Origin of the sequence: Thalassotalea psychrophila, from assembly GCF_031583595.1 — a bacterium.
Taxonomy (GTDB): domain Bacteria; phylum Pseudomonadota; class Gammaproteobacteria; order Enterobacterales; family Alteromonadaceae; genus Thalassotalea_A; species Thalassotalea_A psychrophila.
Window position 1 is genome coordinate 980,942 of record NZ_CP134145.1, and the last position, 15,860, is coordinate 996,801.

General features: G+C 37.2%; 14 protein-coding genes. 8 read left to right on the forward strand and 6 right to left on the reverse strand.

Translation table 11 applies throughout. The features are described from left to right. Positions 1-50: 50 nt before the first annotated feature. Positions 51-782 carry a class I SAM-dependent methyltransferase gene (locus tag RGQ13_RS04125; RefSeq protein WP_348392293.1) on the forward strand — a complete coding sequence of 244 codons (732 nt, stop codon included), beginning with the start codon at positions 51-53 and terminating at the stop codon, positions 780-782. Positions 783-843: 61 nt separating this feature from the next. Here RGQ13_RS04125 and RGQ13_RS04130 read toward each other — a convergent pair whose 3' ends face one another. After that, positions 844-1,416: a GNAT family N-acetyltransferase gene (locus RGQ13_RS04130; RefSeq protein WP_348392294.1), complete on the reverse strand. Its 573-nt coding sequence runs from the start codon at positions 1,414-1,416 to the stop codon at positions 844-846. A gap of 263 nt (positions 1,417-1,679) precedes the next feature. On the opposite strand from RGQ13_RS04130, the gene RGQ13_RS04135 reads away from it, so the two are divergent. From RGQ13_RS04135 to RGQ13_RS04145, 3 genes are all read left to right on the forward strand, one after another. Further along, the gene (locus tag RGQ13_RS04135; RefSeq protein ID WP_348392295.1) at positions 1,680-3,020 is read left to right on the forward strand and encodes an NAD(P)/FAD-dependent oxidoreductase; all 1,341 of its coding nucleotides are present in this window, start codon (positions 1,680-1,682) and stop codon (positions 3,018-3,020) included. Positions 3,021-3,210: 190 nt separating this feature from the next. Next, entirely contained in the window at positions 3,211-3,408 is a 198-nt protein-coding gene (locus RGQ13_RS04140) for a TIGR02922 family protein (RefSeq protein WP_348392296.1), read from the forward strand. Positions 3,409-3,427: 19 nt separating this feature from the next. Further along, positions 3,428-3,649: a TIGR02922 family protein gene (locus RGQ13_RS04145; protein ID WP_348392297.1), complete on the forward strand. Its 222-nt coding sequence runs from the start codon at positions 3,428-3,430 to the stop codon at positions 3,647-3,649. 20 nt (positions 3,650-3,669) lie between these two features. Here the strand turns inward: RGQ13_RS04145 and RGQ13_RS04150 are convergent, their stop codons facing one another. Both RGQ13_RS04150 and RGQ13_RS04155 read right to left on the reverse strand, forming a co-directional pair. Beyond that, on the reverse strand, positions 3,670-4,623 hold the full coding sequence (locus RGQ13_RS04150) for a D-2-hydroxyacid dehydrogenase (protein ID WP_348392298.1): 954 nt from the start codon (positions 4,621-4,623) through the stop codon (positions 3,670-3,672). Between the two features lie 42 nt (positions 4,624-4,665). After that, on the reverse strand, positions 4,666-5,868 hold the full coding sequence (locus tag RGQ13_RS04155) for an NnrS family protein (RefSeq protein ID WP_348392299.1): 1,203 nt from the start codon (positions 5,866-5,868) through the stop codon (positions 4,666-4,668). Positions 5,869-6,167: 299 nt separating this feature from the next. Between RGQ13_RS04155 and RGQ13_RS04160 the strand changes: the two genes are divergently transcribed. After that, the gene (locus RGQ13_RS04160) at positions 6,168-7,292 is read left to right on the forward strand and encodes a porin (protein ID WP_348392300.1); all 1,125 of its coding nucleotides are present in this window, start codon (positions 6,168-6,170) and stop codon (positions 7,290-7,292) included. A gap of 86 nt (positions 7,293-7,378) precedes the next feature. Here RGQ13_RS04160 and RGQ13_RS04165 read toward each other — a convergent pair whose 3' ends face one another. After that, on the reverse strand, positions 7,379-8,566 hold the full coding sequence (locus RGQ13_RS04165) for a porin (RefSeq protein WP_348392301.1): 1,188 nt from the start codon (positions 8,564-8,566) through the stop codon (positions 7,379-7,381). Between the two features lie 265 nt (positions 8,567-8,831). Here RGQ13_RS04165 and RGQ13_RS04170 point away from each other — a divergent pair, with 265 nt between their 5' ends. From RGQ13_RS04170 to RGQ13_RS04180, 3 genes are all read left to right on the forward strand, one after another. Further along, entirely contained in the window at positions 8,832-11,144 is a 2,313-nt protein-coding gene (locus tag RGQ13_RS04170) for an aminotransferase class V-fold PLP-dependent enzyme (protein WP_348392302.1), read from the forward strand. A gap of 125 nt (positions 11,145-11,269) precedes the next feature. Further along, entirely contained in the window at positions 11,270-11,470 is a 201-nt protein-coding gene (gene iscX, locus RGQ13_RS04175; RefSeq protein ID WP_348392303.1) for a Fe-S cluster assembly protein IscX, read from the forward strand. 180 nt (positions 11,471-11,650) lie between these two features. After that, positions 11,651-13,348, forward strand: coding sequence for an NAD-dependent malic enzyme (locus RGQ13_RS04180; RefSeq protein WP_348392304.1), 1,698 nt, complete (start codon positions 11,651-11,653; stop codon positions 13,346-13,348). 58 nt (positions 13,349-13,406) lie between these two features. Here the strand turns inward: RGQ13_RS04180 and RGQ13_RS04185 are convergent, their stop codons facing one another. Together RGQ13_RS04185 and RGQ13_RS04190 are read right to left on the reverse strand one after the other, a co-directional pair. After that, positions 13,407-14,252, reverse strand: coding sequence for a DUF2884 family protein (locus tag RGQ13_RS04185; RefSeq protein ID WP_348392305.1), 846 nt, complete (start codon positions 14,250-14,252; stop codon positions 13,407-13,409). A gap of 182 nt (positions 14,253-14,434) precedes the next feature. Next, on the reverse strand, positions 14,435-15,721 hold the full coding sequence (locus tag RGQ13_RS04190) for a CinA family nicotinamide mononucleotide deamidase-related protein (protein WP_348392306.1): 1,287 nt from the start codon (positions 15,719-15,721) through the stop codon (positions 14,435-14,437). Between the last annotated feature and the right edge of the window lie 139 nt (positions 15,722-15,860).

Sequence of the window (15,860 nt, forward strand, 5' to 3'; positions counted from 1 at the left end):
AATCTTTAATTGTGCTAAGTTTATAGAGCCAATTCTTACTAAGAATAATTATGATCAACCAATTTAAATTACTTTTCATTGTACTGTTAAGCTTTAGCGCGTTTAGTTACGCCAATTCCAGCACTTTACTTACTGAACCACATCGTAGTGAACAGGATAAAATTCGTGATAAAACCAGTAAGCCAATAGACATTATTGAATTTTCAGGGATAAAACCTGAAATGCATGTTTTAGATTTATTTGCAGGAGCTGGTTATTACTCAGAAATTCTTTCGCATGCAGTTGGGCCGCAGGGCAAAGTGTTTTTACATAATAATAAAGCGTATTTGTCATATGTAGGTCAAGAATTACAAAAACGTATGAGTGATGGCAATCTCACTAACGTTGTTCAATATGTTCATGAAGCAGACGACTTGCTGTTACAGGATGACGTACTAGACAGTATCTATTTTGTTATGGGCTATCATGATTTACACCATATCACTGAAGGTTGGGATATTGATCAAGACAATCTGTTAAAACAGCTCTATAAAGCATTGAAGCCTGGAGGTACGTTATTGATCATCGATCATAGTGCGCCAATTGGAACAGGAACAGAATACAGCCAAGAGAAGCATCGTATAGCACCAGAGTATGTGGTTAAAGAATTAAAAAATTATGGCTTTCACTTTGTAAAACAAACTGACGTTTTGGCTAATCCTAAAGATAATTATGAATTAAGTCCTTTTGATCCTGAAGTGTATCGTAAAACTGATCGATTCGTTTTATTGTTCAGGAAATAAATACTTAGAGACGAGAAACGAAGAGCGATAAAAGCTCTTCGATATGAGCTGGATAATAAGTTTAATCGAAGTAAATGATCATTTCAGCTGCTACGCAGTGGCAGTCATGTTTACATATGGCACATTTATAGCCTTCAATACTATCTTGATACCATTTGTCGGGATGGTCTTTAACCAATACTCCACCACACTTAGTGAAATATTTCACTGCACTGTTACCTGGGCTCTGGCGCCAAAGGTGACTTACTCCTGCTTTAGCCCCTTGTTGCTTTAGCACCTGTACAGATAGATTCAGTAACTTTGAGCCAATACCAAAACCTCTGTAGTTTTCATCTACGGTGTTACATTTAAAATAAGCGGTGTCGGCTATGTCAGTTTGCCAAAGGTGTGGTGAATACCATTGATCAGTTAAATAATTACCTGGGCTGTAACTAACTCGAAAGCCAACAATCTTGTTACCATCGTAAGCCACAAAATTAGAGTTTAACTGATCTTTTAAGCCCTTCTTGAACCAAGTGATAATATTTTCATCACTCATGTAGCCGTCACCATGAACAAAATTTCCTAATGCAATAACATTGTCAAAATCAATTTCATTCATTGGTCTATAAATAATTTGTTTTTCGTCACTCATAGTTAAATTAAATCTTATTTATCACTTTAAAATATGACATTATATTAACTCAAATTAATGCACCTGACATGATTAAATTGTTATGCCAGTTTCATTAAGTTTGTGATCTTGTTGTGCACAGGAAAAATAAATTATGGCAAGGCGATCGATTGACTAATAGCTGGCTATTAGGAGTGAGAGCAACGCAGTCATGTAGTATTTTAACTAGCACAAGTGAGCAATAATTTAATAAAATTGGTATTAGTACCAAGATGAGAACTAATATGTACGATCCTCTTCATGATTCAACCCCTGGCACCAATCTTGATTACCCTGAAAGCTATTGGGCTAGTGTCAGTGGCGAAGCTCCACCAGATAATGGTCAATTGACTGAAGATATTGACGCAGATGTGGTTATTATTGGTAGTGGTTATACTGGTTTGTCTTGTGCTTTGCATTTAGCTCGTGAGCATAATATTAAAGCCGTGGTATTAGAGGCTAATAAGACAGCTTGGGGTTGTAGTGGTCGTAATGCTGGCTTTATCTTAAAGTCTACGGGTCGTAAACCCTGGACGGCAATGACTAAAAGCTGGGGCGAGGAAGTTATGCGTGGCATATATTCTGAAGTATGCGAAGGCGTTGATACAGTCAATTCGTTAATAAAAGAAGGAATTGATTGTGAACAACAAACTAATGGTTATATAAAAGTTGCTCATAAACCATCAATGTTTTCAGGTTTAGTCAGCCAAGCAAAATTATTGCAAAATATGTTTTCCTATGACGTTGATATTATCAGTCGAGATGAGTTGCATCAAAATTATATGGCTGATCAAAATGCTCATGGTGCAATAAGGTTTAATGATGGTTTCGGTATTAACCCATTAAAATTAGCATGGGGTTATCAAAAATTAGCTCAAGCTGCAGGTGTAAAAATACATACTGGCTCTCCAGTTATAGAATTAACAGAAAAAAATGGTAAACAAGTAATAACAACGCCTAATGCAACAGTAACTGCGCAAAAAGTTGTATTAGCAACTAATGGTTACACCCCGAAAGATTTCCACTTGTCGGTTGCGAATAAAACCTTACCTGTCTTATCACAAATTATTGTTACTGAGCCGTTAACTGAAGAGCAATTACAAGCATGTAATTTTTTAACATCTAACGTGATTATGGACACTAGGGCGTTAAAGTATTATTACCGTAAACTCCCTGATAATCGAATTCTATTTGGCGGCCGTGGTGCTATTACCGGCAAATCTGCCGAGGACCCATATTATGCCAATCGACTATTAGCGGTTCTTAAACAAAGTTTTCCTGCCTTGCAAAGTGTTAACTATCAGCACGCATGGTCGGGGTGGATTTGTATGTCACTAGACGATATCCCGCACATCAACCAAGCAGAAGATAATGAAAATGTATTCTATGCTATGGGGTATTGTGGTAATGGAGTGTCTTTTGCTGTGCAAGCAGGAAAGCGCTTGGCAGACAAAGTTTCGGGCAAAGAATTACCCGATTTGCCTTTATACAACAAACAGTTGCCAAAGTTTCCAATGCCGGCACTGCGGCGAGTAGGGCAGTGGGGCTATTTTCATTATGGCAAAATAAAAGACACATACTTTTAGCCTCATATTGAAGAACGTGAATATCTGCTCCGATCAGTACTTGTGTGCAAAATAAGTACTTGATCTATTTGCTAGGTTTGTTAGTTTAAATACAGCATTTGGAAGGATTCTAATTATCAGTAGAATTTTCTATTGGTTAATAACCGAATGGAACTCATAAAAATAATAAATAAAAAAGAGTTCGAAATTAATGCAAGATCTTATCAGAAAGTGTGTGACAGTGATTTATTATGACGTAAATACACTGGAACTAAATCATTATGTTGGCGATTTCCCTGTGCAGCAAGAAGGCCGGGTAGTTATTCCAAAATCGTTCAAATTAAATAAATCTATTGTTGCAGTTTGCGAAGGGGAACATATTCCTTTAGAACTTGAATATGCGAACTAATTAGGAATAGATGTTTAATATGAATCAGCAAAGTAGTAAAACAGTAACAGTGATTTTTTATGATAATAATTCACTAGAGCTTCAACACCAAGTTGGAAACTTTCCTTATAATCAAAACGGTAGGGTAATTATTCCTACGGAGTTTAAAAAAGCTAAATCAATTATTGCTGTGTGTGAAGGCGTCGTAAATGTCTTAAATAAAATTGGCGAGCGTATATTGCCGTTAGAAAACGTAGCTTAATAATTTCAATCAGCCAAACTCTAAACAATTCTATTTAAGTTAATCCCTTGTTGAAAGCTTTCAATATTTTTAGCAAGGCTATTTACTAACCTTTGCTGTGATTGCAAACTTCCCCAGGCAACATGAGCTGTTATATATAAATTATCTAATTTTGCATTAAGAAGCGGATGATCCTCAGCAGGAGGCTCTGTTTCTAAAACATCTAAAATTGCTGCACCAATCTTCTTTGACTTTAAGCCAGTTAATAAGTCTTCATTATTGATTAACCCACCTCTTGCAGTGTTAACAATAACTACTCCGTTTTGCATTTGAGCAACGCTTTCTTTATTTATTAAATGTTCAGTATCAGTGGTTAGTGGTGCATGCAAGCTAATAATATCTGCTTGTTGTATGGCATGGTCAAAACTTACTCTGCCGGGCCTTATTGTTGTCTGCCCTTGACGCTCTGCAATCATCACATTCATTGAAAAGGCGCTCGCTATGGTTGCAACGGCTTGACCAATAGTCCCGTTACCTATTATGGCAATACTTTTGTTAGCAAGCTCGTTAATGGGTAAACCAAAGTGACAAAAAACTTGGCTTTTCTGCCAGTGTCCTTGCCGAGTATTGCTAATATAATGCGCCGTGTTTTGAAAGTGCTCTAACAACATGGCGAAAACATATTGAGATACTGCAGATGTTGAATAACCACTTACGTTACAAACCGCAATGTTGGCGCGCTTGGCTGCTTCTAAATCAACATTGTTGGTACCTGTAGCACAAATGCAAATGAGTTTTAATTTAGGTAATTGCGCAATCGTTTCTGCATTAATCACAACTTTATTAGTTAAAATTATTTCAGCAAATTTAGCTCTAAAAACGACTTTTTCTGCTTTTGTATGCTCAAAGTAACTAATGTTTGTTACTTGCGATTCAATTGGTGACAAATCTATGTCTTCACTGACGCTGCTTCTATCTAAAAATACTGCGCGCATATTTTATTTTTTCTCGTTGATATTTAATTGAGTTAAACGGGGTTATCCCGGGCGTCCATCTTCGCGTGGTTTTAATAGCATTGGTCCATACTTTATGATGAATATTCCATAAGCAGCAAGCCAACAAATAACACTAATATTAATGAATGTGCTGTAGTTCTCTGGCATAAACCAAGGTCCAAAAACTCTTATAACTGCAGCAAGTAAAATTAATACAAAAGCAAAGCTCATTACTTTCGGTGGCTGTAATGGTCTACCAGTATGACCTAGGGTAACCCGAGAGATCATTGCTAAAATTAATCCTCCCATGCCGCCAATAGTAAGTAAATGCCAAATGTGATTTAACGGCAAATTAGTATTTAAATGGCCTATTCCTAATACTATTAAGCCAAACCAGATAAAAAACAAGGCACTGTGTAATGACCATAATAAAGGAACATTAAGGGTTATCCATGGTTTCCAACGCAACCAACGCCACATTTGTGTGATGCCTGCTATTAAAAACAATACTGCCTTTATAGAATTAGATATTTCAATGATAGGGTGAATAAAATAACTTAATACTAAAGCCAATAAACAGCCAGTAATCGTTTTCTCTAGTAATGGTATTGGAGCAACTTTATCAGTTTGTGTACCGTTGGCGGTAAACATTGGTGTTACTCTGCCAGCCATGATCGACATTAACAAGGTAACCAGCATAACTGAAATGTAAGCTGACGATTGAAGGCTGCTTATGTCACTCTCATTTACAGACAAGTGCATCAATATGTTCGCTAAGGTGAATAACGCTAACAAAGGGACAAAAAATAAATTACGATTTTGCTTAACTTTTAAAATTGGCTTGGCAAGGTAAAACGCAGCCGCTGGTAGAAATGCAATATCAATTAATGCGCTGAGTTGGCTACCAAACAAGCTTGGAAATAGCATTACGACTCGTCCCAGCAGCCATAATGCAATAAGAAAAACGAGAGGGCGACCGTACAAACCTCTTTGACCAGTCCAGTTTTGCACCGCGGTAAGTAAAAAACCAACAACAATAGCGCAAACAAAGCCAAACACCATTTCATGCGTGTGCCAAAAAAGTCCACCACCATATAAATTTACGGATAATTTACCACTTAAAAACAGCGCCCAAATTAGCAAAGACACAACACTGAATGATGCCCCTAAAAGAAAAAATGGGCGAAACCCTAAACGGAAAAAAGGCGTTATTTTTTGTTCTTGCGAAAGATCGGTTATTTGCATCAGATAGCTCTTGGCAGACACTTCAGTGATTATTATTTTAGCTTAAAGACTATCATATGTTTAGTTTTGTTAATCATATATATCTAAAAAAACCTCGTTTTTACAAGTTGTTAGCAATATCTGTAACAACTTTATGGTTAGTTTCAATGATTGTGTTCTTGAGTGTATTAAGTTGTAAAACGCTCTATTTTTACTCAAATTGCCCTGTTATAAATTCAAACATCAATAACACAAATAAATTATTAATTATTGTTCATAAATAAATTTAATGAGTCAGTACATACAACTAAGGGTTAAATATGAAACTTAAACTTATCGCAACTTCAACGGCTATTGCACTAGCTTCACCATCAATATCAGCTATGGAACTATTCAAAGATGATAAAAATAGCCTCGAGTTAGGTGGTTTTTTTGGCGCTAACTATGTAATGGCAGATGGTACAGATGAAATAAGCAATGGCAACTCTCGCATCAACTTTACTTTTACTCATCAGTTAAACAATGGTTGGTCTGCGTTTGCTAAAGCAGAATGGGCTGTAAGTCTTGTAAGTAACAACTCTGACTTAGTGTTAAATGGTGACTCTAACTTAGCCCAAGGTGAAGCGTCAGATACTCTATCAAGTCGTTTAGGTTTTGTTGGTATGGCTCATGACACGTGGGGTTCAATCACCATGGGTAAGCAATGGGGTTCAATTTATAACGTAACAGGTGTAACGGATAACTTTTATGTATTTGGTGGCGATGGCGCTGGTTCATTTGCTTTAGGTGACGGTGGTTACACTGGTGCAGGTCGTGCAGAACAAGCGATCCAATACAACAACAGCTTTGGTAATTTAGCAGTTAGCGTACAAATGCAAGGTACTGAAGAAGTAGTAGCTCTTGATGAGTTATTACCAAGCATTCCAGATAATGATTTAGAGCTTACATATGATAACTCTTACGGTGTTGCTTTAACGTATGCATTACCATTTAACTTAAGTGTTGGTGTAGGTTATAACGAAGCGTCAGTAGAAATGACAGGTTTAAACTCTGCTATTTCAGAAGAGTTGGATGACACATTAACTGCTGTTAACGTTACCTACGGTTCGCTTGGCCAACCTGGCTTATATGCCGCTGTTGTAGCCACTGAAGGTGAAAACCATGAGTTTAACGACGAAGGTAATATGATTGCTGAGACAACGGGTGTTGAAGCTATGGTTACGTATCGTTTTGCAAACAATTTAGAAGTGTTAGGTGGTTATAACTCGGTTAAATCTGATGACGGTGATGACTATGAAAAAGCTTACATGGTTGCTGGTGTTGCATACCACTTCTCAGATCAATTCCGTATCCATTCAGAATATAAGTTAGATGAGTCAACGAACTTCGACGGCTCAGAAAATGATGATGATATATTAGCAGTTGGGGCACGCTTTAGTTTCTAATTAGAAATAACATTAGTAGAAATTTAAAGGCATTGTTGCAAGCAACAATGCCTTTACTGTATGCGATGTCATGACATGGAAAAGTTTTACAAATTAACTCTCACACCTAAAGCTAGGTCGGTATCATCGTTTCCTGAACTACCATTTGCATTGGTATTATCATTTACTTTGGCTTCTAAAAAGATAAACCCTACGCCATTCATAAATTGATAATCTGTACCAACATAAGTGTAAGCCATTTCATAGTCATTGCCAGATTGGTCTGATTCAAGCATATTGAAACCACCATAAAAACTAAAGCCAGAATCTAGAGAATATTTGGCAATAAATTCACTACCATTGGCATCAATATAATTACCCTCGTTATCAAGTTCATGGAATTCCGATGTCGCTACTGCTGCAGCAACGTAAATTCCATCGCCATTTGTACCCCAAGTGGCGGCAAGAGCCGTAATAGTATCGTCGACAGTACCAGAGAAACCGAGTATACCGGCATTATCATTTGCTTCGATTTCTGTTGTGTTATTTGAAACACCGAACCAGAGGTTATCAAATTTATATGAAAGTGCGATACCATATCCGTTTCCTACGGTACCTAAATCAAGACCGTCGATAGCCTTACAAAAGTCATCCTCAGGAGTATCTTCTTCAACGTCATCACATGCTTCAACGTTTAAAATAACGTCTTCATCTTGAGCTTGAAATTGTAAACCTAGATTAAAGTTACCGAAAGATTTACGCCAAGTAAGCGCTTGCTCAGCACGGCCAGTGCCAGACAAGCCGCCATCGCCGCCTAGATTATAAACACCAGTAGCATTACCACCATAATAGGCTAATATATCAGTGACACCAACAATGTCATAATATACGCCCCATTGTTTACCTACACCAAAACTTCCCCATTTGTCATGAGTAAAATGTACGTAACCAAGGCGAGATGATAGTGCATCACCGGCATCTCCCGCAGCCAAACTAGAGTCACCGCCATTGGTATTAAGTGAGAAGTTTTTGTTTTTTTCAAAGCTCATAGCCCATTCGGTAGTGACACCGGCGGTCCAGTCGCCTTGAATTTTACGAGTAAAATCTAAACCCCAGCGAGACCCGCCATCAGTAAATTCGTCGCTATTTTCGGTACTTTCAAATGTTAATCGTAAATACCCACGAGTACCTACTGTTGTCTCATCATCTTTATATAATTCTAGAGCAGTGACACTTTGACTAAGAACTAATCCCAATGTAGCTGCAATGGTTGATATTTTAAGTTTGTGTTGCATACCTGAAATCCTTATGACTCTAATGATTTAGTTTTAATAATCTGTTTAAGTATATGCAAAGATTGAAATTTTTCTTGGAATTTACGAATTGATTTACTGACAAGCAACTATAAATATTAGATGTTGTAATTTTCTTGTGAGGAAATAACGATAAAATAGCTTAAAAATTGACTAAATTAACAATTTTTTACGCTCTTATAACCTAGTGTTATTAGTTATAAGTTAGTAGAATAGTCGCCATTATTAGTAATAGCAGAATATTAAGATGTTAAATTTAACTGATATCCAACCTCAAAAGAATGAAGTGTATTTGGATAACAACGCAACAACGCCAGTGTTACCACAAGCCGCTGAAGCGGCAATTCATACGATGAACTTATGCTACGGTAACCCTAGCTCAAGTCATATGACCGGTATTCGAGCTAAATATATTCTTGATTCAACTCGTACTTTAGCTCGCCATGTAACAGGTGCAACAGACGGTAAAATTATTTTTACCAGTGGCGCAACTGAAGGCATTCAAACCTCTATAATCTCTGCATTAAACGCAGCCCGTGAAACGGGTCACAATATTGCCAAACCAGTATTATTATATGGTGCAACTGAGCATAAAGCGGTTCCTGAAACGCTTAAACACTGGAACCAAATGTTAAACATTGGTGCTGAAGTTGTTGCTATTCCTGTTGATGAAAACGGCATTTTAGATTTTGATTTTATTGCTGCTAATGTTGGCAATGCCTTAATGATCTGTACCATGATCGCCAACAATGAAACTGGTGTTTTCCAAGATTTAGCCGGCTTAGAAACAGTTATTCGTGCAAATAATAGCGATGTATTATGGATGGTTGATTGTGTACAGGGCTTAGGTAAAATTTCATTAGCGTTATCAAGTACGACTATCGATTATGCCCCGTTCAGTGGACATAAGTTATATGGCCCTAAAGGTATTGGTTTTTTATATGTTCGTGAAATAGCGCCTTACACACCAATAATTGCTGGCGGTGGACAAGAGGGCGGTTTACGCTCAGGCACAGAAAACTTGCCCGGTATTGCTTCTTTAAATGCTATTTTCAAATTGTTAGCTGATGATAATGACGATACGTTTAAATCTCATGAGGTATTAGTAGCTTATCGTGCACAATTAGCAAACACATTAGCTGAAGTGTTCCCTACAATCGTTTATAACCATGATTTTAACTATTCATTACCTACAACGTTAAATTTTTCTGTAGAAGGTTTATCAAGTAAAGACATTATGAACTTGTTCGATGCTGCACGTATTCGTGTTAGTGCCGGCTCTGCTTGTAGTTCTAAAGTAACAGGCAGCTTCGTTCTTGATGCTATGGGTAAATCTACTTGGCAAAGCGAAGGTGCTATTCGTATGTCGTTTGGTCCAGCTTCAACTCAAGAAGAAATTGATCAAGCTTGTCTTGCTATTAAAAATGCGGTTGCAGCAATGCGTCACAGTTGTCTGATTTTATCTGATGCTGATGAAACAATTGATTCAAAAGCTAATGGTTTACAGCAGTGGATTTATGATCAGCAATGTACTTGGTGTTACATCGATCAAGCGGCGAAAGAAGTTGTTTTGATTGATCCGGTTCCTGAGTTAGTTGCTAAGTTTGATACCTTAGTTTCTTGTCAAAATTATACAATTAAGGCGATATTAGCTACTCATAAACATGATGAGCAAGCAGATACTCCTGCAATTCTACGTGAATTGTTAGGCGATAAAATTCCTGTTGGTAATTTTGACCAATTGGGCTGGAATGATGCTAGCACGACACAAATTACCCTTGCCAATGGCAACTCTGCACCTGCAATTACGATAGGTGAAAAAGTGCTAGTGAAGGTAGCATTACCTGGTCATACAACAAACAGTGTCGTTTACCTTTTAGGTACTGCAGTCGCTGGTAAGTTAGTAGCTTCTGCTATTGATTATGTTTTCTCTGGTGATACTATTCAAATTGGTGGTATTGGTCGTAGTGATTTTAATGTTAGCGATAGCGCTGCTCTTTATTCATCGATCAAAGATTTATCAACTGTAATTAACGAAGATACCTTAATTTGTCCTGCTCACGATTATAAGCAACTATTCAACACAACCTTAGCGCTCGAATCTGCAAATACTCCATTGTTAGCTAAAGTGATAGCTGGCGATATTGATAGTGCAGGTTTTGTTACTGAAAAAGCGGAGATTGATAAAGAAATAATCGCAAGTGATGAACCAACTTATTGTGGAAGCATTAAAGAATCTATTGACCCTTCAATTGATGTAACACCTGAGCAATTAACGTCTTTCTTAATGGATAATGAAAATGTAATGGTACTTGATGTTCGTGAACCTCATGAATTTGAAGCCTACAGTGAAGCAAACATCGCTGAACAACAATTAGTAAATGTTCCTCTGACGCAACTTACTGACTTTGTTCATACATTCCACGAGCAAAAACAACATTCAGCTTTTGTTTGTATTTGTCGTAGTGGTAGTCGTAGTGATGTTGCTGCTAAAACATTAAAGCGTATGGGCTTTGAAAATGTATACCACGTACCTGGTGGATTCGCTTTGTATAGTTAATTGATAACGAGTTCAATTATCAACAAAAAAGCGTCTTAGGGCGCTTTTTTCGTTCAAGGGAAGGTAAACTGCAAATTTATGGTATAGACTTTTATTCAATTTATTATAAAAAGTTTGGAATTAATATGAGCATAAAATGGATTGATTCACTCGAAATTGCTTTAGATTTAATTGAAGAACACCCTGATGTTGATCCGACTAAACTGCATTTTACAGAACTTCGACAATGGGTGTTAGATCTTGAACGATTTGATGACGATCCTAACCACTGTGGTGAAAGGGTGCTTGAAGCTATTCAATTGGCATGGATAGATGAAGCTGATTGAGCATTAGTAAAATGTTTCACAATGTGAAATGTCAAATTGAATTTCTTTATGATGTTCATACTTACATGAATAGATAAATCCTTAAAAACTCAGTACAATGGCGCGCCTGATGAATTTGCACCATTTTTGTGCGTGTATTTGTCATACTTTTCTTAAGTTAATCAATCAATGTGTGGATCTATGAGTAAAAAACAACAGCCAAAACATCCGTTATATATACCTTATGCGGGCCCAGCATTACTTGAAACTCCTTTATTAAATAAAGGCAGTGCCTTTACTAGTGGTGAGCGAGTAAGCTTCAACTTAACTGGTTTAATACCGCCACGCTTTGAAACGATCGACGAACAAGTTGAACGTGCTTATATGCAATATTCTAGTTTTCACACACCTTTGAACAAGCATATTTACTTAAGAAATATTCAAGATAAAAATGAAACCTTATTCCATGCTTTAGTGCAGTCGCACTTGGATGAAATGCTGCCAATTATTTATACGCCAACGGTTGGTGATGCTTGTGAACGATTCTCCGATATTTATCGTAGTAACCGTGGCTTATTTATTTCTTATGCAGAAAGACATCAAATTGATGACATTCTTCACAATGCAACCAAGCATAAAGTAAAAGTGATTGTTGTTACCGATGGTGAACGTATTCTTGGGCTGGGCGACCAAGGTATTGGCGGCATGGGTATTCCAATTGGGAAGCTTTCTTTATATACCTCATGTGGTGGCATTAGTCCTGCTTATACTATGCCTATTATGCTTGATGTTGGCACAAATAATGAAAAATTGTTAAACGATCCTATGTATATGGGGGCTCGTCACAAACGTATTAGCCAAGAAGAATACAACGATTTTGTCGATTTATTTATCAAAGCGATTGGCCGTAGATGGCCAAATGTTTTATTGCAATTTGAAGACTTTGCCCAACCAAATGCTATGCCGTTGTTAGAGCGTTATCGAAATGAGATCTGCTGTTTTAATGATGACATTCAAGGCACAGCTTCTGTAACAGTGGGCACATTGCTAGCCGCTTGTCGCATTAAAGGAAAACCACTTTCACAGCAAAAAGTAGCTTTTGTTGGTGCTGGTTCAGCAGGTTGTGGTATTGCAGAACAAATAATTGCGCAAATGTGCTCAGAAGGGTTAACTGATGAACAAGCTCGCAAGCAAGTATTCATGGTTGATAGATATGGTTTATTAACTGATGGCATGACTGAATTACGTGACTTCCAACAGAAGCTAGTTCAGCAACCTAGTGCTGTTTCTTCTTGGAAATTTTCTGGAGAATATGCCGCGTTGTTAGATGTTATGCATTGTGCAAAACCTGACATATTAATTGGAGTTTCAGGCCAAGCAGGACTATTTACTGAGCAAGTGGTTAAGGCTATGGCAGCAGGAACCGATAAACCAATTATTTTTCCGTTATCTAACCCTTCAAAGCAAGTGGAAGCAACACCAGAGCAGGTAATTAACTGGACTGATGGTAATGTTGTTATTGCTACCGGTAGCCCATTTGCTCCGGTTGAATATAAGGGAGAAATATTTAATATCGCTCAGTGTAATAATTCTTATATATTCCCAGGTATAGGTTTAGGTGTTTTATCTGCAAATATTAAATTTATTAGTGATGAAATGTTAATGCTTGCTAGTGAAACACTTGCAGATGCATCTCCACTTGCAAATACTGGCAAGGGCGAATTATTACCACCATTAACTGAAATTGCTAGCATAAGTAAAAGCATTGCCTTTGCAATTGGCAAACTTGCTCAGCAGCAAGGTTTAGCATTAGAGATAAGCGATGAGCAATTGTTAGCTAATATTGAAGCTAACTTCTGGAAGCCAGAATATCGAGCGTATAAACGTTCAACAATGTAAATGAAAAGAGGCTGATAACATAAAGTTATCAGCCTCTTTATTATTTACAAAACAAAGCTTAATCACTTACTGTGATTAAATTAAAGCTATTCATCTCATCAATACTATTCGATAATTCGCTTTCAAGTTGATCTAAACTTTTAAGGTTATGACATAACTGCTCTGCTTGTTCACCTAACCCTTCAGCTTTACCTTCAACTGCTGCTTCTATGTCTCTACCCATGTTTTCCATGCGTTCGCCAAAGGCTTCCATTTTCTGTTCAAAGTTTCCTTCTTCACTATTCATTGCTGTGCCAACGGCAATTAATAAGTCACCCACTGAGTCAGCAATAAGCTCTTCAATTTCGTCTTCTAATTCATCTTCCATAAATTGATCGAATTCATCAAAATCTTGTTCGGCAATAAAGTAATTACCATCCTTTTCATTAAAGCGTTTTTCAACTTCGGCGTTAATTTTAGTAAAAATGTTGTCGACACGAGCTTTACTTTCTTCGTTATCGCCACTAATTTCAATCACTACATGGCTTACTGCTTGAAAGGCAATTTCAATAGCGTCTGTTGCAAGGTTTACCACTGCTGGTACTTGTTGGTTTATTTGTTCAGAATACTCAGAGACTAACGCTTGTTGACGGTCAGTTAAGTTTACTAATTTACCTTCAACAAACAACTGTTGATTGTTGTTGATCTGTACATATGTTTCGTCTTTATTGATAAAGCGAATGCTATCTTCTGAAACTGCAACTCCATAGTTAACATCGATTGAACATTCGTCACTATTAAACGAGTAACTGCCATAGTTTGAATCTGAGCCATGGTTATTTTCGTGGGCAATTGTCGCCGTACTTAACAGTGCAGTACTAAGTAATAGGCTTGCGCTTAAATTTGTTATTAGTGATTTTTTCATGAGTCGTTCCGTAATTTTATTGTGCTTAGTTACTATTAAAGCAATAAGCTAGCCAAAATAAATTTACCTATAAAATTCAATTGGTTATGGTTTTTAATAGCCATCTTTTAACCCTGTATGTTAATTTGACTAATGATTGTTAGTCAAATTAACTAAAAGTTAACAATGTAGGGGCTGTGTTACTAAGCATTTGGTTTTAATTGTCGTTCAACAAAATAACGTGGTTGATCAGCATGGCCTAAAATTAATCGACGAATTAAATCCAAGCCAGTATTGGCGATATAGTTTTGAAAATGAATTCGATGTGACGGAAAGTACAATGTTTTAGTGTATACCTGATTTATATCTCCCCAAGCAATACAAACAGTACCTACAGGTTTGTCATCAGTGCCACCATCAGGACCTGCTATGCCAGACACTGATACCACATAATCTGCATCACTCACCGCCAAAGATCCTTCTGCCATTTCTTTAACTACCTGCTCACTTACTGCGCCAAATTGTTCTAAGGTTTGTTGATTAACATTAACTAATTTGGTTTTCATTCTATTAGAGTATGTTACAAAGCCAGCTTCAAAAACATTCGATGAACCGGCTATACCAGTAAGCTGCGCGGCTATCATTCCGCCAGTGCAAGATTCTGCTGTAGTAATAGTTTTCCCTTGCTGATTCAATAGTTCAACAACAGTAGCAGCAATAGAATTGCCATTTTCACTAACAATATGTTGGCCGAGTAGTCCCTTAATGTTGCTATAACATTCATCTCTTAGGATTGAGGAAGTATGGCTCCTGCTGGTCAACTTTACTTCTAAAAGTGGCATGGTCGCACGAAAGCCAAGTTCAATTTCTTCTGGCCAATCAGGGTAGGTTTCATTAACCATTTTTTGCAAACCAGACTCTCCAATACCAAAAACCTTAAGTTTTTGAGTTACGGTTTGCAGTTCTTCGGGTAACTGCTTAGCAATGTTAGGTAAGATTTCATCACGTAGCATTGCTTTTAATTCAACCGGAACACCAGGGGTACAAATTATCTGGCAGTTGTTATGGGTTATAGAAAAGCCAGGCGCACTGCCAATTGGATTATTAACGATCTCACATCCAGAAGGCAATAAAGCTTGTTTCAAATTTGGGCCCGTTAAACGATAACTACGCTTAACGCACCACGCTTTTACTTGTTCTAATGCTGTAGGATGCAAAGTGAGAGCATTTTTTGTCGTTTCCGATAATGCTTGTGCGGTCATATCATCAACGGTTGGACCTAAACCACCATTGATAATCAATATATCGGCGTCAACGCTTAACTGTTCCATTTGTTCAGTAAGCAATTGCATATTATCACCAACAGTAACTTTGCGTGTAAGTTCAATACCAAGGTTTTTAAATTCCCGGGCGATAAATACCGAGTTAGTATCAACGATGTCGCCACTCATTAATTCATTGCCAGTAAGCAATAACTGAACATTTAACATATATATTGTCTTTCATTTTTATTAGGCTAGTTATAAGGTAATGTATCACTTTGACTAAACTAAAAATATTTTTAAATGCGTTTAAACCTTTTTATTAAGCAGTGCATCTTAATTAACAGAGATTGAAAATATTTAAAAA

Bases quoted from the DNA above. Each gene is read 5' to 3' on its own strand.
- RGQ13_RS04125 (WP_348392293.1), top strand. From the start codon at position 51: ATGATCAACCAATTTAAATTACTTTTCATTGTACTGTTAAGCTTTAGC.
- RGQ13_RS04130 (WP_348392294.1), bottom strand. From the start codon at position 1,416: ATGAGTGACGAAAAACAAATTATTTATAGACCAATGAATGAAATTGAT.
- RGQ13_RS04135 (WP_348392295.1), top strand. From the start codon at position 1,680: ATGTACGATCCTCTTCATGATTCAACCCCTGGCACCAATCTTGATTAC.
- RGQ13_RS04140 (WP_348392296.1), top strand. From the start codon at position 3,211: ATGCAAGATCTTATCAGAAAGTGTGTGACAGTGATTTATTATGACGTA.
- RGQ13_RS04145 (WP_348392297.1), top strand. From the start codon at position 3,428: ATGAATCAGCAAAGTAGTAAAACAGTAACAGTGATTTTTTATGATAAT.
- RGQ13_RS04150 (WP_348392298.1), bottom strand. From the start codon at position 4,623: ATGCGCGCAGTATTTTTAGATAGAAGCAGCGTCAGTGAAGACATAGAT.
- RGQ13_RS04155 (WP_348392299.1), bottom strand. From the start codon at position 5,868: ATGCAAATAACCGATCTTTCGCAAGAACAAAAAATAACGCCTTTTTTC.
- RGQ13_RS04160 (WP_348392300.1), top strand. From the start codon at position 6,168: ATGAAACTTAAACTTATCGCAACTTCAACGGCTATTGCACTAGCTTCA.
- RGQ13_RS04165 (WP_348392301.1), bottom strand. From the start codon at position 8,566: ATGCAACACAAACTTAAAATATCAACCATTGCAGCTACATTGGGATTA.
- RGQ13_RS04170 (WP_348392302.1), top strand. From the start codon at position 8,832: ATGTTAAATTTAACTGATATCCAACCTCAAAAGAATGAAGTGTATTTG.
- iscX (WP_348392303.1), top strand. From the start codon at position 11,270: ATGAGCATAAAATGGATTGATTCACTCGAAATTGCTTTAGATTTAATT.
- RGQ13_RS04180 (WP_348392304.1), top strand. From the start codon at position 11,651: ATGAGTAAAAAACAACAGCCAAAACATCCGTTATATATACCTTATGCG.
- RGQ13_RS04185 (WP_348392305.1), bottom strand. From the start codon at position 14,252: ATGAAAAAATCACTAATAACAAATTTAAGCGCAAGCCTATTACTTAGT.
- RGQ13_RS04190 (WP_348392306.1), bottom strand. From the start codon at position 15,721: ATGTTAAATGTTCAGTTATTGCTTACTGGCAATGAATTAATGAGTGGC.